The organism is Pseudonocardia benzenivorans CB1190 (genome assembly GCF_000196675.2).
Classification (GTDB): domain Bacteria; phylum Actinomycetota; class Actinomycetes; order Mycobacteriales; family Pseudonocardiaceae; genus Pseudonocardia; species Pseudonocardia benzenivorans.
On record NC_015312.1, the window covers coordinates 3102273 to 3120027 of the forward strand.

Annotated in this window: 12 protein-coding genes and 1 other RNA gene; 7 read left to right on the forward strand and 6 right to left on the reverse strand. The window is 75.3% G+C overall.

What is annotated here, in order from left to right; all coding sequences use genetic code 11:
• Window positions 1–15: 15 nt before the first annotated feature.
• Both PSED_RS14785 and PSED_RS14790 read right to left on the reverse strand, forming a co-directional pair.
• Complete coding sequence (locus tag PSED_RS14785; RefSeq protein ID WP_158511312.1) at window positions 16–1413, reverse strand: ArsB/NhaD family transporter; 1398 nt, start codon at window positions 1411–1413, stop codon at window positions 16–18.
• Window positions 1414–1421: 8 nt separating this feature from the next.
• The gene (locus tag PSED_RS14790; RefSeq protein ID WP_013675059.1) at window positions 1422–2186 is read right to left on the reverse strand and encodes a sulfite exporter TauE/SafE family protein; all 765 of its coding nucleotides are present in this window, start codon (window positions 2184–2186) and stop codon (window positions 1422–1424) included.
• A 91-nt stretch (window positions 2187–2277) separates the two neighbouring features.
• Here PSED_RS14790 and rnpB point away from each other — a divergent pair.
• The 3 genes from rnpB to PSED_RS14805 all read left to right on the forward strand — a co-directional run bounded on the left by rnpB (window position 2278) and on the right by PSED_RS14805 (window position 6202).
• Window positions 2278–2678, forward strand: an RNA gene (gene rnpB, locus PSED_RS14795) — RNase P RNA component class A.
• A 574-nt stretch (window positions 2679–3252) separates the two neighbouring features.
• On the forward strand, window positions 3253–4581 hold the full coding sequence (locus PSED_RS14800; protein WP_013675060.1) for an HNH endonuclease: 1329 nt from the start codon (window positions 3253–3255) through the stop codon (window positions 4579–4581).
• A 382-nt stretch (window positions 4582–4963) separates the two neighbouring features.
• A complete protein-coding gene (locus PSED_RS14805; protein ID WP_013675061.1) occupies window positions 4964–6202 on the forward strand; it encodes a reverse transcriptase family protein in 1239 nt (412 codons plus the stop codon).
• A 189-nt stretch (window positions 6203–6391) separates the two neighbouring features.
• On the opposite strand, the gene PSED_RS14810 is transcribed toward PSED_RS14805, so the two are convergent.
• Window positions 6392–7117, reverse strand: coding sequence for an SGNH/GDSL hydrolase family protein (locus PSED_RS14810; RefSeq protein ID WP_013675062.1), 726 nt, complete (start codon window positions 7115–7117; stop codon window positions 6392–6394).
• 74 nt (window positions 7118–7191) lie between these two features.
• Entirely contained in the window at window positions 7192–7842 is a 651-nt protein-coding gene (locus tag PSED_RS14815; RefSeq protein WP_013675063.1) for an HAD-IA family hydrolase, read from the reverse strand.
• Between the two features lie 943 nt (window positions 7843–8785).
• Between PSED_RS14815 and PSED_RS14820 the strand changes: the two genes are divergently transcribed.
• Window positions 8786–9241 carry a MarR family winged helix-turn-helix transcriptional regulator gene (locus tag PSED_RS14820; RefSeq protein WP_158511313.1) on the forward strand — a complete coding sequence of 152 codons (456 nt, stop codon included), beginning with the start codon at window positions 8786–8788 and terminating at the stop codon, window positions 9239–9241.
• 10 nt (window positions 9242–9251) lie between these two features.
• Here the strand turns inward: PSED_RS14820 and PSED_RS14825 are convergent, their stop codons facing one another.
• Window positions 9252–10226: a TetR/AcrR family transcriptional regulator C-terminal domain-containing protein gene (locus PSED_RS14825; protein WP_013675065.1), complete on the reverse strand. Its 975-nt coding sequence runs from the start codon at window positions 10224–10226 to the stop codon at window positions 9252–9254.
• Window positions 10227–10404: 178 nt separating this feature from the next.
• Between PSED_RS14825 and PSED_RS14830 the strand changes: the two genes are divergently transcribed.
• The 3 genes from PSED_RS14830 (at window position 10405) to PSED_RS14840 (ending at window position 16165) form a co-directional block, all read left to right on the forward strand.
• On the forward strand, window positions 10405–11622 hold the full coding sequence (locus PSED_RS14830) for an FAD-dependent monooxygenase (RefSeq protein ID WP_013675066.1): 1218 nt from the start codon (window positions 10405–10407) through the stop codon (window positions 11620–11622).
• Between the two features lie 63 nt (window positions 11623–11685).
• On the forward strand, window positions 11686–14349 hold the full coding sequence (locus PSED_RS14835; RefSeq protein WP_013675067.1) for a PEP/pyruvate-binding domain-containing protein: 2664 nt from the start codon (window positions 11686–11688) through the stop codon (window positions 14347–14349).
• A gap of 199 nt (window positions 14350–14548) precedes the next feature.
• A complete protein-coding gene (locus PSED_RS14840) occupies window positions 14549–16165 on the forward strand; it encodes a peptide chain release factor 3 (protein WP_013675068.1) in 1617 nt (538 codons plus the stop codon).
• 16 nt (window positions 16166–16181) lie between these two features.
• On the opposite strand, the gene PSED_RS14845 is transcribed toward PSED_RS14840, so the two are convergent.
• Window positions 16182–17729: a GDSL-type esterase/lipase family protein gene (locus PSED_RS14845; protein ID WP_013675069.1), complete on the reverse strand. Its 1548-nt coding sequence runs from the start codon at window positions 17727–17729 to the stop codon at window positions 16182–16184.
• Window positions 17730–17755: the final 26 nt, after the last annotated feature.

Genomic DNA, 17755 nt, shown 5'->3' on the forward strand with positions numbered 1-17755 from the left:
GCCCGGGCTCCGGTCTCAGCCGCCCGTCAGGCGCAGGCCCACCCACAGCGCGCAGGTCGCCGCGGCCAGGCCCAGCGGCACGGAGACAGCGCCGAGCCGGGTGAACTCGCCGACCCCGACCCGGACGCCGCGCCCGCCGAGGACCTGCCGCCACAGCAGCGTCGCGAGCGAACCGACGAACGTCAGGTTCGGGCCGATGTTCACCCCGAGCAGCACGGCGAGGACGAGGCCGGTCCGCGCGTCCGGGGCGGCGGTCGCGACGACGTCGAGCAGCACCAACGTCGCAGGCAGGTTGTTGACGACGTTGGCCAGCACCGCGGCGATCCCGGCGACGGCCAGCAACGCGAGCAGGTCCGGGCCATGAGGCGCCGGGACGACCGCGCGGAGCAGGTCGGTCAGCCCGTGGGCGCCGACCGCCGCGACGACGATCCCGAGCGCCAGCACGAACAGGCAGAACAACGGGTCGATCGCGCGGACGACACCGGCGAGGTCGATGCGCCGGTCGGACAGCGCCTGCACGGCCAGCACGACCGCGCCGGCGGCGGCGACCCACACCGGCTCGATCCCGATCGTGGACGACACCGCGAACCCGGCCAGCGTCAGCCCGAGCACGACGAGCGCGAGGCGGGGTGTCGCCGCGGGTCCGGCCGCCGGGCCCGCGGCACCGGGACCGCCGACCGCGGGGTCCGTGGCGGCGCCCGGGCCGGTCACGCGCGTCGGCGGGTCGGCGGGAACGAGGTCGGCATGAGCGACGTCGGCGGCAACGGGGTCGGCGGGAACGGGGTCGGCGGGAACGGGGTCGGCGGGAACGAGGTCGGCGCGGAAGAACACGCGCAGGACGACGTACTCGACGCCGATCGCGACCAGCCACGGCAGCGCCATCAGCCCGGCGAAGCCCAGGAACGACAGGCCCGTGGCACCGAACGCGAGCAGGTTGGTCAGGTTCGACACCGGAAGCAGCAGTGACGCCGAGTTCGACAGGTGCCCGCACGCGTAGGCGTGCGGCCGGGCCCGGATGCCGAGCCGGCGCGCGGTCAGCAGCACGACCGGCGTCAGCAGCACGACGGTCGCGTCCAGGCTGAGGACGACCGTCGTCGCCGAGGCCGCGACGAACACCACCCCCAGCAGCCGGACGGGCCGTCCGTGCGCGCCCGCGCCCAGTCGGGCGCCGAGCCAGTCGAAGACCCCCTCCGCGTCGGCGAGCCGTCCGAGCAGCAGGATCGCCGCGAGGAACCCGACCGTCGGCCCGAGCGCGCTCACCTCGCTCTGCGCGGCCGGCAGCGGCAGCAGCCCCGTCGCGACGACGACCCCCGCCGCCGGGACGGCCGCGACCGCCTCGGGCAGGCCACGCGGGCGCACCGCGGCGACGACCAGCACGACGACGAGCAGTGCCGCCGACGCGGCCGCACCCACCGCCGGACTCATTGCTCGACGAGCAGCCAGATGCCGACGGCCACGCCCAGCAGCACGACGCACCAGCGCAGCACGTTCTCCGGCAGCCGCCGCGCGACACGGGCGCCGAGGAAGCCGCCGACCAGCGTCGTCGGCGCCAGCAGCGCGACCGCCAGCCAGTCGACCGGCGCGCGCAGCGAGAAGACGAGGACCGTCACGGTCGCGACGACCAGTGACAGCAGGCCCTTGAGCGCGTTGAGCCGCACGAGCCTGTCGTGCGCGAGCAGCGACAACGTCGAGATCAGGATGACGCCGAGCGCCCCGCCGAAGTAGCCGCCGTAGACGGCCGCGAGGAAGACCGCGGGCAGCAGCACGCCCATCCGGTCGCCCGCGCCCTCCTCGGGGCTGCCGATCTTCCTCTTGAGCCACGGCCCGAGCGCCATGACGACGCTGGCCAGCAGCACGAGGATCGGGACGACGGCGTCGAACACCGACTGGGGCAGCAGGAGCAACAGGACACATCCGACTGCCGCACCGACGACCGCGACGGCCGACGTCAACACGATCCGGCGGCCCTGCCCGACGAGCTCGCGGCGCTGACCTGCCACGTTGCCGAGGTAGCCCGGCCATTGCGCGATCGAGTTGGTGACGTTCGCGTTGAGCGGTGGCAGCCCGACCGCCAGCAGGGCGGGGAAGACCAGCAGCGAGCCACCCCCTGCGACGGCGTTGACCGCGCCGGCCACCAGACCGGCGACGAGAAGGAACGTCAGCCCGCCGGGCGTCACCTGCAGCACGGGCAGACGTTAATCCGCGTTCACGGTTCCCGCCGGGTCGACCCCGTCGTGCTCGCGGGGTGATGGGTGCCCGTAACATCGGCGGTGCGGACGAGTCGGTCGGGCGGCCGCGTCGACGACCTCCGGGTCGTCGCCGAGGAAAGTCCGGACTCCGCAGGGCAGGGTGGTTGTCAACGGCAACCCGGGGCGACCCGCGGGACAGTGCCACAGAGAACAGACCGCCGTCGGCGCGAGCCGGCGGTAAGGGTGAAACGGTGGTGTAAGAGACCACCAGCACCCCGGGTGACCGGGGTGGCTCGGTAAACCCCACCCGGAGCAAGGCCAAGAGGCTCCCGCCTGCGGGAGCTGCGCAGACGTTCGAGGGCGGCCCGTCCGAGTCTGCGGGTAGGCCGCAAGAATCCGCCGGCGACGGCGGATCGAGATGGATGGTCGCCGAACGGAGCACCGCAAGGTGCCCGGGAACAGGATCCGGCTTACAGACCGGCTCGTCCGCCCTGTTCGACCGCGACCTCGTCCGGCCGGTGCCGGTCGTCGTCTCGTGCCGGGGCGCGCGCCGCGTCGAGCCGGAGGGGCGGCCAGCAGTGTCGAGGGGAGCTGCTGCGGTACCCGGCCGCGCCGACTCGGGACCAGCCGGAGCCCGTTGCCCACGGTACGGCCCGACCGACGTCCCGGCGAAGCGCGTGCTCGCGGCGACGACCTCCGGCGGCGAGGGTTGATGGTGGATGCGTCTCCCGGTGCCGGCGCGAGGAGCCCCGGCCGCACAGCCGGCCGCCACGACGGCAGCGGCACGAGGAACGGGGCGCGATGGTCGACGCCCGCTGTGGCGGGGTGCTCGGGACGCCCGCGCGCGGTGGCGTCGAGCGAGGGTGGTGCGCAGCGGAGGTCGTCCCACCGGACCCTGCACCGCGCTGTGGCGCGCCGCGGTGACCGACGTCCTGGGAACCGGAAGCGGCCTGCTGCTCGACGAGGGCGTTGCCCCGGCCCACCACCTGCATGATCGCCGAACGGCCCGCTGACCTGCGCCGAACGGATCCTACTCGAACTTCTGTTCGAGTAGGATCGGATCATGCCCTCGGCACCGCTCGTCGCTGCGCACCGTCTCCTCCAGGAGGCGACCGTCGAGCTGACCATGGCATCCACGCCGGGCACCGATGCCGACGAGTTGTTGTCCGTCCTCACGATGTGCGAAGCGGCGGTGCGGGTCCTGGAACGAGTCTCGGTGGCCGCGATCGCCGACCTGCAGCGGCGCGGCATGTTCGCCGAGCGCGGCTACCGTTCCGCCGTCACCGCGTTGGCCGATCTGCTGGGCTGGGAGCGTTCCGAGGCCCGCCGCCGGCTCGCGGTGGCCGAGCAGGCCGTGGAGCGGACCGGCCTCGACGGTGCCCGGTTGCCTGCCCGGCTCGCCGCGACCGCCGCGGTGTTCGCCGCCGGGATGTGCTCGGCGCGGCACGTCGAGATCGTCGCCCGCGTGCTCGACGGCCCCGCAGCCCGCCGGCTGCCCCCGGACGTGTGGGCCGCCGCGGAAGCCCAGCTGGCGGCGAAGGCGGGCGACTATAGTGCTGCCGACCTGCACGCCTGGGCGACGGCGCTCGTCGAGACGCTGGACCAGGACGGTCCGGAGCCCGACGACCGTCCACCGGTCCCCGTGAACGAGCTGCTCCTCACCCGCAACCCCGACGGCGCCGGCGGCAGGCTCAAGGCTCGCATCGACGACCCCACGATGTACGACGCGATCGTCACCGTCCTCGACGCCCATGCCCGCCCGGCCACCGCCGACGACGACCGGCCCGACGCGCAGCGCAAGGCGGAGGCACTCGCCGACGTCTGCGCGTTCGTCCTCGACCACGGCGACGTCCCCGCCCGAGGCGGCGAACGCCCCCACCTGACCGTGGCGGTCGGGCTCGAGGACCTGGAGAACAGGGCCCGTGCCGCGTGCCTCGACCTCGGCGGGCCCCTCTCACCCGAGCAGCTGCGGCTGCTCTGCTGCGACGCCCGCGTCGTACCCGTCGTCCTCGGCGGCGCGGGCCAGCCACTCGACGTCGGACGCGCCCGCCGCGTCATCCCCGATGGGCTGCGCCGCGCGATCGCCGCTCGCGACCGCGGCTGCGCCCGCTGCGGACGCCCGCCCTCGTGGTGCGAGATCCATCATGTGGTCCCGTGGGAGTCAGGCGGCCCCACCTCGATCGACAACTGCGCGATGCTCTGCCGGGCGTGCCATCGCCTCGTCCATCACGGCGGATGGGACGTGCGGCTGCGCGACGGGCTGCCCGAGTTCCGCCCACCCCGATGGATCGACCGCGGCCGCCGACCACGGAGCCGCCCACCGCGGGCTCCGATCCGGTTCCGTGCCCCAGCAACCCGGTCGCCGTCCGCGAGGATGTTCGCCGACGCCTGAAATGCCGCCGACACGCACCGGACGATCCTGCGCGGGCCACGAGCGGTCCGTTGACCCGCGTTGCCGGGGTTGTGGCGGACGTGCCGAGAAGATCGGGGCGGGGCCGTCCGTCGGGTGCCGATCCCGGCGGGACAGGAACCGGCTCGGTGGCCGGTCGGCGCGCTACGGTGATCGCGATGCGGCGGGGGGCGGACGAGTCGGCGGTCCGGTGTGGTGGTCTCGGCCACCACGGCGCGGACCGCGGCTCCGGGGCAACCCCGGGGTGCACCTTCTCAGCGGGACTCGGCGTCCCGCGCGCGTGGTCACTGCTCCCGCGTGAGTCTGCGCGCGGCGGACAGGAACCCAGGTCGACCGTGCCCCGCCGCATCACCAGGGCGCTCCCATGAGGCGACGCCGGCCCGACCCCGAGGCGGTGCTCGTCGCCGTCCTCCGGGTGCCGTGGCGGGCGGACGCCCTCACCGCGGCGGTCGCGGGCGAGGTCGGCGCCGACGCGGCACCCGAGCTCGTCGCGCGGCTGCTGGAGCGCTGGCCCGTGGCGCCCCGCGACACCCACGCGGCGATCGTCGCCGGGATCGGCGCGTCGCTCGGGCAGCGGATCGTGCTCGACCCGCTGCCGCCGCCGCGCCGGCGCTGGCCCGTGCAGCCGTGGGAGGACGTCGACGCCCTCGCCGCCGGCCTCGACCTGCGTGCCGGCGAGCTGGACTGGTTCGCCGACCCCGGCGGCTGGCTCGACCGGTCGGCGTCGCCGCGGCTCGCGCACTACCGCAGACGCTGGCACGGGCAGCGGCTGATCGAGACCCCCGCGCCGCGGCTGGCGGAGCTGCAGCGTCGGGTGGGGCGCCGGGTGCTGGCGCACATCCCGGTGCACGACGCGGCGCACGGTTTCGTCGCGGGCCGGTCGCCGCTCACGCTCGCGCGCGAGCACAGCGGGCGGCAGTGGGTGCTGCGGCTGGACGTCGAGGGCTTCTTCAGCCGGATCGGCCCGGCGCGCATCGCGGGGCTCCTCGGGGCGGCGGGCTACCCGGCCGCGGTGGCCGGGGCCCTGGCAGGGCTGCTGGTGACGTCGACACCCGCCGCGGTGCTGCGCCGCGCACCCGAGCGACCGGCCGACGCCGTCCGGGACCGGTTGCGCGCACCGCACCTCCCGCAGGGCGCGCCGACGTCACCGGCCGTCGCCAACGTCCTCGCCCACGGACTGGACCGGCGGCTCTCGGCGCTCGCCGCGGCCGCCGGCGCGCGCTACGGCCGCTACGCCGACGACCTGGTCCTGTCCGGCGACGGCCCGCTGCCCGTGCAGGGGCTGCTGCGCCGGGCGCGGGAAATCGCCGCCGACGAAGGGTTCGACGTCCGGCCCGCGAAGACCAGGGTGATGCCCGCGCACCATCGCCAGCGGGTGGTCGGGCTCGTCGTCAACAGCGCGCCGCGGGTGCCCCGCCACGAGTACGACGCGTTGCGCGCCCTGCTGCACAACTGCGCCCGCACCGGCCCGGCCCGGCAGAACCGCGACGGGCATCCCGACTTCCGTGCGCACCTGCTGGGCCGCATCGGGTGGGTCGCGACGGGCAGCCCGGCTCGGGCGCAGCGCCTCCGCGCGCTGTTCGACGCGATCGACTGGGCGTGAGGCGATCGACCGGGCGTGGCATGAGCACCAGGCCTGACGCGGCTGGGGGTGACGTGGCTGGGGGTGACGCGGCTGGGCGTGGCGCGGCTGGGTGGGACGCGATCTCCCGGGCCTGCCGAGACCGGGCCTGAGGCGGCCGTCGTGCGGACCGGCGCCCGTGGCGGCGGCCGCCGTCGGAAGAGCGGGGTCTCAGGCGGCGCGGGCGAGGGCGTCGCGGATCGCCGTCGCCAGGACGGTCCGCCCCGCGGGCGTCGGGTGGACGTGGTCGGTGCCGAGGATCCCGGCGCCCGCGGACCGTACGACCGACGCCCAGTCGAGGAACACGACGTGCGACCCGGCCCTCGCGGCGGCGGCCTCGAGGATCGCGTTGTTGCTGTTCTGCCACACCCGTGGGACGCAGGTGCCGACGAGCACGACGGGCCGGTCGCCCGCGGCATCGAGGACGGCATCGACGTCGGCGGCGGAGACGGTGCCGTTGGCGCCGAGGTCGACGACGATCGGGCCGGGGTTGCGCGCCGCCCAGGCTCTCACCTTCGGCACACCGGTGGCGAACTGCCGGCCGACCTCCGCGTCGACGGTGGTGTCCGCGCCCAGCGCGGCCTTGAGCGCCGCGGTGCTGCCGAGCGAGATCGAGTCCCCGACGACGAGTACCGGCCCGTCGTGCCGGGCGGGCGCCGGCTCCTCCGACGTGGCCGGCGGCCGTGTCACGGGCGCTGCGGCGGGGGCGGGCTCGACGCTCGGCGGGGAGGTCGGGGTCGGGTCGACAGGGGCCACGGCCGCGGCGGCGGGCATCGCCTCCTGCGGGGCGGGGGAGGACACCGACGCGGCGACGATGAGACCGCCGACGGCGACCGCGGCCGAGGCCAGCGCTGTCGCCCCGACGGCCGCGGGGCCGGGTCGGAGTCTGGGGAGCATCCCTGCGATTGCACCACGGGCGCGTGGGCGGGCCGACACCGGTCCCCGTGCCGGTCAGGACGGGTGCCGGCGGTTCAGGCGGCGACCCGGATCCCGGTCGGGCCCGACGCGAAGCGCACGTGCGACAGGTCGGGCACGCCGGCGTCGGCGTCGAGATCGGCCAGGGCGTGGGTGCCGGCGACGGCGAGCGTCGCCATCCCGGCCGCGCGTGCCGCCGCCAGGCCGGCCGGCGCGTCCTCGACGACGAGGCAGCGCGCGGCCACGACCTGCAGGTGCTCCGCGGCCAGCAGGAACGGCTCGGGGTCGGGCTTGCCGGCGGTGACGTCGTCGGCCGTGACGACGACGGCCGGGGCGGGCAGCCCGGCCGCGGCGATGCGCGCCCGCGCGAGCGCACGGGTGCAGGAGGTGACGATCGCGGCGCGGGAACAGGCGCGCAGGGCCTCGACCGCTCCGGGGAGGGGGACGACGCCGTCGGTGTCGGCGAGCTCGAGCGCGACGATGCGGTCGAGCGCCGCGGGGACACGCCCGGCCGGCAGGACGTCGGCGATGATCTCGACGGCCGGGCGGCCGTGGCTGTTCACCAGCGCGCGGGGCGCGACGTCGTGCTCGACCGCCCAGGTCGCCCACGAGCGGGCGACGGCGGGCGTGGAGTCGATCAACGTGCCGTCCATGTCGAACAGCACGGCGTCGAAGAAGCGGTCCTTCAGGGCGGGTGGGAACGGCACCCGGCGAGGTTACGTCCGTCCCGCCGGCGGACCGCCGCCCCGGCCGCTCGACGAAGCCGCTCCGGACCTGGTTCTGTCCCGCTAATGTTTTTCACAGGTTCGCGGGGCCGGCTGCGAAATCCCCTGCGAAATCGTAATTCCGGCGCTACCAAGAGCGACATCGCCGTCGGTGGAACTGATTTCCGCCGTCGTGATCTTGCGTGCATGGGATCCGTCCCCCGGCGGCGCGGGAGGCCCCGGCCGGTGTGATCCTGCACGAATGCTCAGCGCATCCGTGACCCGGTCGGTGGCATCGCCGGCGCATCCGGTGGTCGCGGAGGGCGACGGGGACGGGCGCCCGGGTCTGCACGAGCTGACCACAGTGGCCCGTCGCAGCGGCCGCTGGACCATTCGGCCGTCGCCGCGTCCGGATTCGGCCGTCCGGGCCGGTCCACGTCACCGATCCGGCACTGCTCCCCGGCCGTGCCCGGCAGTCCGGCGACCGGGGTGCGGGCGGTGCCGACGATCGGCAGCGGCCGGCGAGAGTGGACCGTGCGGTACGGCGCGTGCTCACGCAGAGTGGTCGTTCGCCGCGACTCGGTGGCCGTTCGTGTCCGCAGTGACGCTGCGGGCACGGCTCGTCACGCGCACGATAATAGCTGGACGACCGTTCAGTCCATTCTGGAGAATCCGCCGGTGTCGGCGGATTACCGCAGCGTCGAGATCGTCGCTCGACCTGCGCTGAGCCGCCAGTCACGAAACGGTGCCCGATGCCCCCCGGCCCGACGCTCGGCATGCGTTTCATGGTTATTATCCGGGCATGGCAGGCAGTTCTTCACAGCGGCGGGCGCGGCCCGGGTCGGAGGTCAGGACGGGACCCGCGCTCGCGGGGGAACCGCCTGTCGACAGATCCGCGGCCGACATCCTCAGCGAACGCGAGATCCCGGCGGAGACCGTCGCCGCGATGACGACCATCGCGGCGATCCAGCGCGTCGCGATGCGCATCCGCCACCACCTCGAGCAGGGCGTCCTCAAGGACAGCGAGCTCACCTGGACGGGTTTCCTCGTCCTGTGGGTGCTGTGGCTCTTCGGCGAGATGCAGACGCGCTACCTCGCCGACGAGGTCGGGGTGAACCGCAGCACTCTCAGCGGGGTGCTCTCGACGCTCGAACGCCGCGGGTTGCTCACGCGCCGCGGGCACGAGTCCGAGGGCAGGTTGGTGCTGGTCGAGCTGACGTCGGAGGGCGGCGCGCTCGTCGACAAGCTGTTCCCGCGCTTCGGGGCCGAGGAGGCCTTCGTCGTGGGGTCGCTGAGCCCGGACTCGATGCGCCGCCTCGGCAACTCGTTGCGCTCGGTCCAGCAGCAGCTCGACTCCGACGAGGGTCGCCGCCGCCGCGCCACCCCACTGCGCGAGAGCTGACCCGGGGGGCCTACGGCTCCAGCGCCGGGACGAGCCCGTCGAGCACGCACTGCAGTCCGAACTCGAACAACGCGTCGAGGTCGAGGTCGTAGCCGCTTTCGAGGACCCGCTCGAACCGGGGGTGGGCGCCGGGAGAGAGGATCGCCCGTAGCGCGCCCTCGTTGGCGTCCATCCACTCCTCGTTGTCCATGCCCGTCTCCGCCTGCGCCTCCCGCTCCGGTTCGAGGTTGATCGCGATGCCGCGTGCGAGATTGAAGAGCATGAGGTGTGTGCTGAACGCCGTCGCCGCGTCGACACCGTGCTCGTCGAGGATCCCCAGCAGCCACTCCGCGTAGCGCAGCCCGTTGGCGATGGGCTGCGGTCTGGTGAGCGACATCGCCGGAGCCACCCAGGGGTGCCGGCGGAACGTCCGCCAGATCAGTCGCGCGCCCGTCTCGAGGCCGGCGCGCAGGTCGCGGGGCCGCGTCGTCGGGACGGTCATCTCGCCGAGCGCCGAGTCGAGCATCTGCAGGACGAGGTCGTCCTTGTCGGCGACGTGGCGGTACAGCGACATCGTCGCGACGCCGAGTGCCGCCGCGACCCGGCGCATCGACAGTCCGGACAGGCCCTCGGCGTCGGCGATCGCGACCGCCGCCGCGACGAGCGTGGCGCGGTCGAGGGTTCCGTCGCTCGCCCGGGTCGCGTGCGACGGCGGTCGGGCAGTGGGTGTTGCCGCCCCGGCGATCACCGTGTCCACGGCCGCGGTGCCCACGGCCGCGGTGCCCACGACTCCGGTGCCCGCGACCACGGTGCCCACGCCCGGCCGGGTGTCGACGAGGCCCTCGCGGCGCAGCGTGGTGAGGACCTTCGTCGCGGTCGCCATCGCGACGCCGTGCCGGCGGACGATCTCGCGCGTCGACGGCACCCGGGCGCCGGGAGGCAGCTCGCCGCTGCGGATGCGCTCGCGCAGTGTCGCGGCGATGCGTTCCGATGCCGACGCCGTCATCCGGGCCTCCTGGTGCACTAGTGCGCTGCAGGACGCGGGGCGCCGCCGCAGGTCGTTGACATAGTGCACTAGTGCGACGCCGTTTTCCAGCTTGAAAGCCTTGAGGAGTGCGCTCTGTACGCCGTACGGTCCGTATCACCCAGGCCGACCGACGGCGGGGACGACCAAGGAGCGTACGGTGCACGAGAAGACGGATGTCCTCATCTCCGGGGCGAGCATCGCGGGCCCGGCGCTGGCCTACTGGCTGCGCCGCGCGGGCCATCGGGTCACGATCGTCGAGCGCGCGTCCGTGCTGCGGCCGGGTGGTCAGACGGTCGACCTGCGCGGCGCGGGCCGGACGGTCGTCGAACGGATGGGGCTGCTCGACGCGGTGCGCGCGGTGCAGGTGCACGAGCGCGGGCTCGTCTACGTCGACCGCGACGGCCGCCATCTCGCCGAGGTCCCGGCCGAGGCGTTCGGCGGCGAGGGGATCGTCGCCGAGATCGAGGTGCTGCGCGGCGACCTGGCCGAGGTGCTGCACACCGCCACCCGCGACGACGTCGAGTACCTCTTCGGGGACCGGATCGTCTCGCTGACCCAGGACGCCGACGGCGTGGACGTCGAGCTCGCGAGCGGGACGCGGCGGCGGTTCGGCCTGGTGGTCGGCGCCGACGGCCTGCACTCCGGGGTCCGTGGCCTCGCGTTCGGCCCCGAGGACGAGTTCGTGCACCCCCTCGGGCTCGCCATGGCGTTCTTCACCGTTCCCGACCACGGCGGGCTGGACGGCTGGTTCGGCATGCACCACGTGCCGGGCGGCGTGGTCGCGCTGCGCCCGGACCGGGTACCCGGGCAGGCGAAGGCGATGGTCGCGACGCACACCGCCGAGCCGCTGCACCGGCTCCCGCGCGAGCGCCAGCTCGCGGTGTTGCGCGCCGCGCTGGCCGACGCGGGATGGCTCGGCCCGCAGGTCCTCGACGACATGGCCGCCAGTCGTGACTTCTACGTCGAGAGCATCGGCCAGGTGAGGATGACGTCGTGGGCGCGCGGGCGCGTCGCGCTGCTGGGCGACGCGGCGTTCTGCCCGTCGCCGCTGACCGGGCTCGGCACGAGCCTCGCGCTCGTCGGGGGGTACGTGCTCGCGGGCGAGCTGGCGGCCGCGGGTGGGGACCACGTCCGTGCCTTCGAGGGGTACGAGCAGCGGATGCGCGCCTATGTGGACCAGGCGCAGGAGCTGCCGCCCGGGGGCACCGACGGCTTCGCCCCGCGCACCCGCGCGCGGATCGCGCTGAGCCGGGCGTCGATGCGCTGGATGACGCGTTGGCCGGTGCGCCCGCTCGTCGCGCGGATCTTCGCCCGTGCCGACGCCATCGACCTGCCCGACTACCCGCTCGGCGCCGGCGCCGCCGTCCGGGCGTGACCTGATCGACGCAACTATTCATCAGACGTTGAGATCAGCGCGCCGCGGCGCTACCGTTCCTGGATGGTCGCCCTCACCAGCATCGATCGCGCACTCGTCGTCGATCTCGCGAGCCTGGACCGGGCGGCGCTGCCGGTCGCCGGGGGCAAGGCGGCCAACCTCGGCGAGCTCCTCGCCGCGGGGCTGCCGGTGCCCGGCGGGTTCTGCGTCACCACCGCCGCGTACCGCCTGGCGACGGCCGACACGGCCACCGCCGCGGCGGGCACCGACCCGGCCGCGGCGCGGGCGCAGGTCCTGACCGCTCTCGTCCCCGCGGCGGTCGCCGCCGCCGTCCGCGGTGCCTACGCCGCGCTCGGTGACGACGTGCCCGTCGCCGTCCGGTCGTCGGCCACCGCCGAGGACCTGCCCGAGTCGAGCTTCGCGGGCCAGCAGGACACCTACCTGAACGTCGTCGGTGCCGACGCGGTCGTCGATTCCGTCCGGCGGTGCTGGGCCTCGCTGTTCACCGACCGCGCGGTGGCCTACCGCGCCACCGCGGGCGTCGACCCGGCCGGGGTCGCGATCGCCGTCGTGGTGCAACGCATGGTCGACGCCGCGGCCGCCGGGGTGATGTTCACCGCCGACCCGCTGACCGGCAGCCGGTCGCGCACCGTCCTCGACGCGGCTCCCGGGCTCGGGGAGTCGGTCGTGTCGGGCGCCGTCGACCCCGATCACGTCGTCGCCGATCCCCGGGGCCGGGTTCTCGACTATCACGTCGGCCGCGCGGGCACCGCGGTCCGTGCCGTGGCCGGCGGCGGCACCGTGCGGGTGCCGCACGGGGCCGAGCGCGGCCGCTGCCTGACCGACGCCCAGGTGAAGGAGCTGGTCGCGCTGGGAGAGCGGGCACAGGCGCACTTCGGTGCCCCGCAGGACCTGGAGTGGGCCATCGACGCCGCCGGCGGCGCGTGGCTCACCCAGTCGCGCCCCATCACGACGCTGTTCCCGCTGCCCGAGCCGGTCGAGGTGGGGCACGTCTACTTCTGCATCAGCCTCGCGCAGGGCCTCGTGCGGCCCATGACGCCGATGGGGATCGCCGCGGCCCGGCGGATCGCCACGGCCGCGGTCGCCGGGATGACCGGCCGCCCGCCCGCCGACCCCGACGTCGGCCCGCGCGGGCTCGTCGTCGCGGGCGGGCGCCCCTTCGCCGACGTCACGACGCCGCTGCGCACCGCGCCCGGCCGTGTCCTGCTGCCCCGCATCCTCGACGTGATGGAGGCGCGCTCGGCCGTCGTCCTGCGCGAGCTGCTCGCCGGCGACGGCGACCCCGCGCACCTGCTCGGGGCGCCGGCGGGACGCCGCAGCTGGCTGCCGTTCCTGCGCGGCGTCGCCCGCATCGCGGTGCGGTTCCGGGTCCCGCCCAGGATGCTCGTCGCGCTCGTCCGGCCCCGCTCCGCGCTCGCACACGTGCAACGGGTCCGCGCGCGGGTCGCGCCGCTGTGCGTCGTCGACCCGGCGCTCGCCCCCGGCGACCACCTGCGCCGCGCCGAACGCCTCCTCGACAGCGTCTTCCCGATCCTGCCGACGGTCGCGCCCGTCGCGGGCGCCGGTTTCGTCGGCCTCGGGCTGGCCCGGCTGCTCGCCCGTGGCGACCTGCCCGCCGCCGACGTCCACGAGGTGCTGCGGTCCTTGCCGCACAACGTCACCACCGAGATGGACCTGCGGCTGTGGGCCCTCGCCGCGACGTTGCGCGACGATCCGGCGTCGGTCGCGGCGCTGCGCGACCGGGAGCCGGCCGCACTGGCCGCGGCGTTCGGCCGCGGAGAGCTGCCCGGGCGGCTGCAGGCCGGCCTGGGCGCCTTCCTCGCCGAGCACGGGCACCGGGCGGCGGCCGAGATCGACGTCGGCGCCCCGCGCTGGTCCGACGACCCGGCGCCGGTGCTCGCGGTCCTCGCCGGGTACCTGCGACTGCCGGTGGAGGAGCGTCCCGGCACGGCCCCCGACGTCCAGTTCGCGCGGGGCGCCCGGGCCGCGGAGGCGGCGCTGGCCCGCGTCGTGACCCGGGTCCGTCGCCGGTCGCGGGTGCGGGCGGCGCTCGTCGGGTTCGGGTTGCGCCGGGCGCGGGCCCTGGCCGGGCTGCGCGAGGAGCACAAGGACCTGCTCGTGCGGCTGCTCGCCGCGGTCCGGGCACACCTCGGGCACGTCGGGGCCGACCTGGCCGGGCGTGGACTGCTCGCCGTCGCCGACGACGTCCACCTGCTCGACCTCGCCGAGACGGCCGCGGCCCTCGGTGGCGTCGACCAGCGCGACCTCGTCGCCCGCAGGCGGGCCGACCACGACCGCGAGCTGCGCCGCCGGCACGTGCCGCGGGTGCTGCTCGCCGACGGCACCGAGCCGGAGGCCGTCCGCGCCCCCGGTCGCGGGACCGAGCCGGGCACGCTCGTCGGCAGCGCGGCGTCGGCGGGCACGGTGACCGCGCCGGTCCGGGTGGTGTTCGACCCGGCCGAGGCTGCGGTGCAGCCCGGCGAGGTGCTCGTCGTGCCCTCGACCGACCCCGGCTGGACGCCGCTGTTCCTCACCGCCGGCGCGCTCGTGATGGAGATGGGCGGGTCGAACTCGCACGGCGCCGTCGTCGCCAGGGAGTACGGCATCCCGGCGGTCGTCGGCGTCCCCGGCGCGACGACCCGGCTGCGGACCGGCCAGATGGTCCGCGTCGACGGCGCCGCCGGAACGGTCACCCCGCAGCCGTGAGCCGCGGCCAGAGGTCGGGCGCGGCGTCACCGGCCACGGCCGGTGTCATGGCCGGCAACGCCACTCACGGGGGTGGAGCGCCGGGGACGTACCCTGGACCACGCCGGGACGTCCCCGGCGACACCCCTGACGTGGAGGTCCTCGGCGTGCCGGTCCCATCCTGTGTCCACCGCCCGCACCGCGCGGCGGCGGTGCGCCGGTGACCGCCGCCGCCGACCAGCCCACGTCGCCAGTCCTCGCCGAAGCCGCCCGCCGCCGCACCTTCGCGGTCATCAGCCACCCCGACGCGGGCAAGTCGACGCTCACCGAGGCGCTCGCCCTGCACGCGGAGGTCATCGACTCCGCGGGAGCGGTGCACGGCAAGTCCGGGCGCCGCGGCGTGACGTCGGACTGGATGGAGATGGAGCGCAAGCGCGGCATCTCGATCACCTCGGCGGTGCTGGAGTTCACCTACGGCGACGCCGTGATCAACCTGCTCGACACCCCGGGCCACGGCGACTTCTCCGAGGACACCTACCGGGTGCTCGCGGCCGTCGACGCCGCGGTGATGCTGCTCGACGCGGCCAAGGGCCTCGAGCCGCAGACCCTCAAGCTCTTCGACGTCTGCCGCAGCCGCGGCGTCCCCGTGCTGACGTTCGTCAACAAGTGGGACCGGCCGGGGCGCGAGGCGCTCGAGCTGCTCGACGAGGTGGAGCAGCGGATCGGGCTGCGGCCCATGCCGGTGACCTGGCCCGTCGGGTTCGCGGGCGACCTGCGCGGCCTTGTCGAGGTCGCGACGGGTGACTTCACCCGCTTCCGCCGCACGGCGGGCGGCGCGACGCGGGCCGAGGCCGAGCACGTCCCCGCTGAGCGCGCGGCCGCCGAGGAGGGCGCCGCCTGGTCGACGGCGCAGGACGAGCTCGCGCTGCTCACCGAGATCGGCGCGGGGTTCGACGAGAAGGACTTCCTCGCCGGCACCGCGACGCCGGTGCTGTTCGGCGCGGCGCTGTCGAACATCGGCGTCGCCCGCCTCCTCGACGCGCTCGTCGCGCTGGCGCCCGGCCCCGGCGAGCGCGACGACGTCGACGGCCGGCCGCGCCCGCTCGACGCGCCGTTCTCCGGATTCGTGTTCAAGGTGCAGGCCGGGATGGACCCGTCGCACCGCGACCGGATGGCGTTCATGCGGGTCTGCTCGGGACGGTTCGAACGCGGCATGGTGCTCACCCACGCCGCGACGGGCAAGCCGTTCGCCACGAAGTACGCGCAGGCCGTCTTCGGCCAGCAGCGGACGACGCTCGACGAGGCCTACCCCGGCGACATCGTCGGCCTGGTGAACGCGGGCGCGCTGCGCCCGGGGGACACCCTGCACGACGGGCCCCGCGTCGAGTTCCCACCGATCCCGAGCTTCGCGCCGGAGCACTTCGCGGTCGTGCGCAGCGCCGACTCCGGCAAGCACAAGCAGTTCCGCCGGGGCATCGACCAGCTCGACGGCGAGGGCGTGGTCCAGGTGCTGCGTTCGGACCTGCGCGGCGACCAGGCGCCGGTGCTCGCCGCCGTCGGTCCGCTGCAGTTCGAGGTCGCGACGCACCGGCTCGAGTCGGAGTTCCACGCGCCGGTCACGCTGGAGCCGCTGGGCTACTCCGTCGCGAGGGTCACCGACGCCGAGGGCGCGGCGACGCTGCAGGGCCAGAGCGAGGTCGAGGTCTTCACCCGGCGTTCCGACGGCGCGTTGCTCGCGGTGTTCGCGCACCCGTGGCGGCTGGAGTCGGTGCGCCGCCGCTATCCCGACCTGCGGCTCGACGCGATGCCGGCCGGGACGGTGGAGTCGGCGGGCTGAGCCCGCGGCCGGCCGGTCAGGACGGCCGTTCGTCGAGGTCGAGCAGCCGCGCCGTCGCCGCCGCCACCCGCAGCGACCCGACGCCCGTCGGGTGGAACGGGTAGCGGTCGGCGAGCCCCTGCAGGTCGGGCCCGAGCCCGTCGGCCGCGCCGGGGCTGCACAGCGGTTCGAGTGGCGGGTCGACCACCGTCATGTCGTACTTCGCCGCGCCGGCGCGCAGCACGTCGTTGAGCGCCTGGTTGCGCTCGTGCATGAGCTCGGTCTTGGCGGCGTCGAGCCCCGGGACGCCCGCCGGGCCGCGACCGTCCGGGCAGGCGCCGGGGTCGGTGCCGGGCGCGAACACGTCGTACGACGTCATGATCACGATCTGTGGCCGGTCGGGGAGCGCAGCGAGGTCCTGCAGCAGGTCGCCGTAGTCGCGGTCGAAGGCGGCGAGCCGGTAGTCGAACTCGCCCGCGGTGAACCGGTCCGCGCAGTCGGGGACGCCGTAGCAGTAGGTCAGGAAATCGCTCCAGCCCAGGTCGTTGGGCCCGATCTCGACGACGACGTAGCGCAGCCCGGTCATCTGCTTGAGCAGGCTGACCTGGGCGGGGACCGACGACGGGCCGCGCGCCTGCGGTCCGCGCAGGCCCTGCGCGATCGTGGCGCCCGAACAGGCCAGGTTGCGCACCGACGTCGCGGTGACCGCACCGAGCTCGGCGGCCAGCGAGTCGGCGCTGCGCTCGCAGGCGATGTCGTCCGACGTCGCCTCCGGGACCGGCGGCCCGCCCACCCGCGCGGCGCGCGAGTCCCCGATGACCGCGCCGGTGTAGCCGGAGACCGCGGGCCCGACCGGTGACGGCGAGAGGTGGTAGGACCCGACGAGCTGGGTCAGCGAACGGACGTCGGACAGCCCGCGCGTCGCGCCCGACCACGCGAACCAGCCGCACGCACCCCAGGCCAGCAGCGACACGGCGACCGCGAGCACCGTCGTGCGTCCGACGGTGCCGGCGCTGCGGTGCCACAGCTCGGCGACGGTGATGTGTCCCTCGTGGGCCCGGCTCTGCCGGCGCAGCAGGGCGAGCATCCGCGCGCAGCCCGCGACGGCGCAGATCGCCAGGCACAGCCCGACCATGCCGAGCGCGCCGAAGGCGTACCAGCGGACGAACCCGCCGACGAGGGTGTCGGTGGCCTGGGCGCGGGCGGCGGCGGTGCGGTCGGGATCGAGCACCTCCGCCGCGGCGGCGTTGCGCTGGACGGGCCCGAGGGTGAGCTGCGGCCGCATCGGGCCCCACACCTGCAGCGGGGTGATGTCGAGGCGGGTGTTGCCGATCTGCACCAGCTGCGCCGGGCCCGAGAGCGTCGGCGTCGGCACCCGGGCCCCCAACTCGACGTGCTGGCCCAGGATCGTGACGTCCTGCGCCGGGGTCAGCGCGATCGCCGTCGGCAGCCCGCCCAGCAGGCAGACCACCAGCAGCAGCACGGTCTGCCACGAGCGCAGCTCCCGCCACAGCGCCCGCGGCCGCAGCCCTCTCCGCCGGGTCGTCGGCGGTGCGTCGGGCAGGCGCTGGTCGGTCGTCGCCATCTCGGAGGGGTACCCCCAGGGTGGTG

Excerpts from the sequence above, each read along its gene's own strand:
- PSED_RS14810 (WP_013675062.1), bottom strand. The coding sequence starts at position 7,117 with ATGCTCCCCAGACTCCGACCCGGCCCCGCGGCCGTCGGGGCGACAGCG.
- PSED_RS14805 (WP_013675061.1), top strand. The coding sequence starts at position 4,964 with ATGAGGCGACGCCGGCCCGACCCCGAGGCGGTGCTCGTCGCCGTCCTC.
- PSED_RS14820 (WP_158511313.1), top strand. The coding sequence starts at position 8,786 with ATGACGACCATCGCGGCGATCCAGCGCGTCGCGATGCGCATCCGCCAC.
- PSED_RS14800 (WP_013675060.1), top strand. The coding sequence starts at position 3,253 with ATGCCCTCGGCACCGCTCGTCGCTGCGCACCGTCTCCTCCAGGAGGCG.
- PSED_RS14825 (WP_013675065.1), bottom strand. The coding sequence starts at position 10,226 with ATGACGGCGTCGGCATCGGAACGCATCGCCGCGACACTGCGCGAGCGC.
- PSED_RS14835 (WP_013675067.1), top strand. The coding sequence starts at position 11,686 with ATGGTCGCCCTCACCAGCATCGATCGCGCACTCGTCGTCGATCTCGCG.
- PSED_RS14845 (WP_013675069.1), bottom strand. The coding sequence starts at position 17,729 with ATGGCGACGACCGACCAGCGCCTGCCCGACGCACCGCCGACGACCCGG.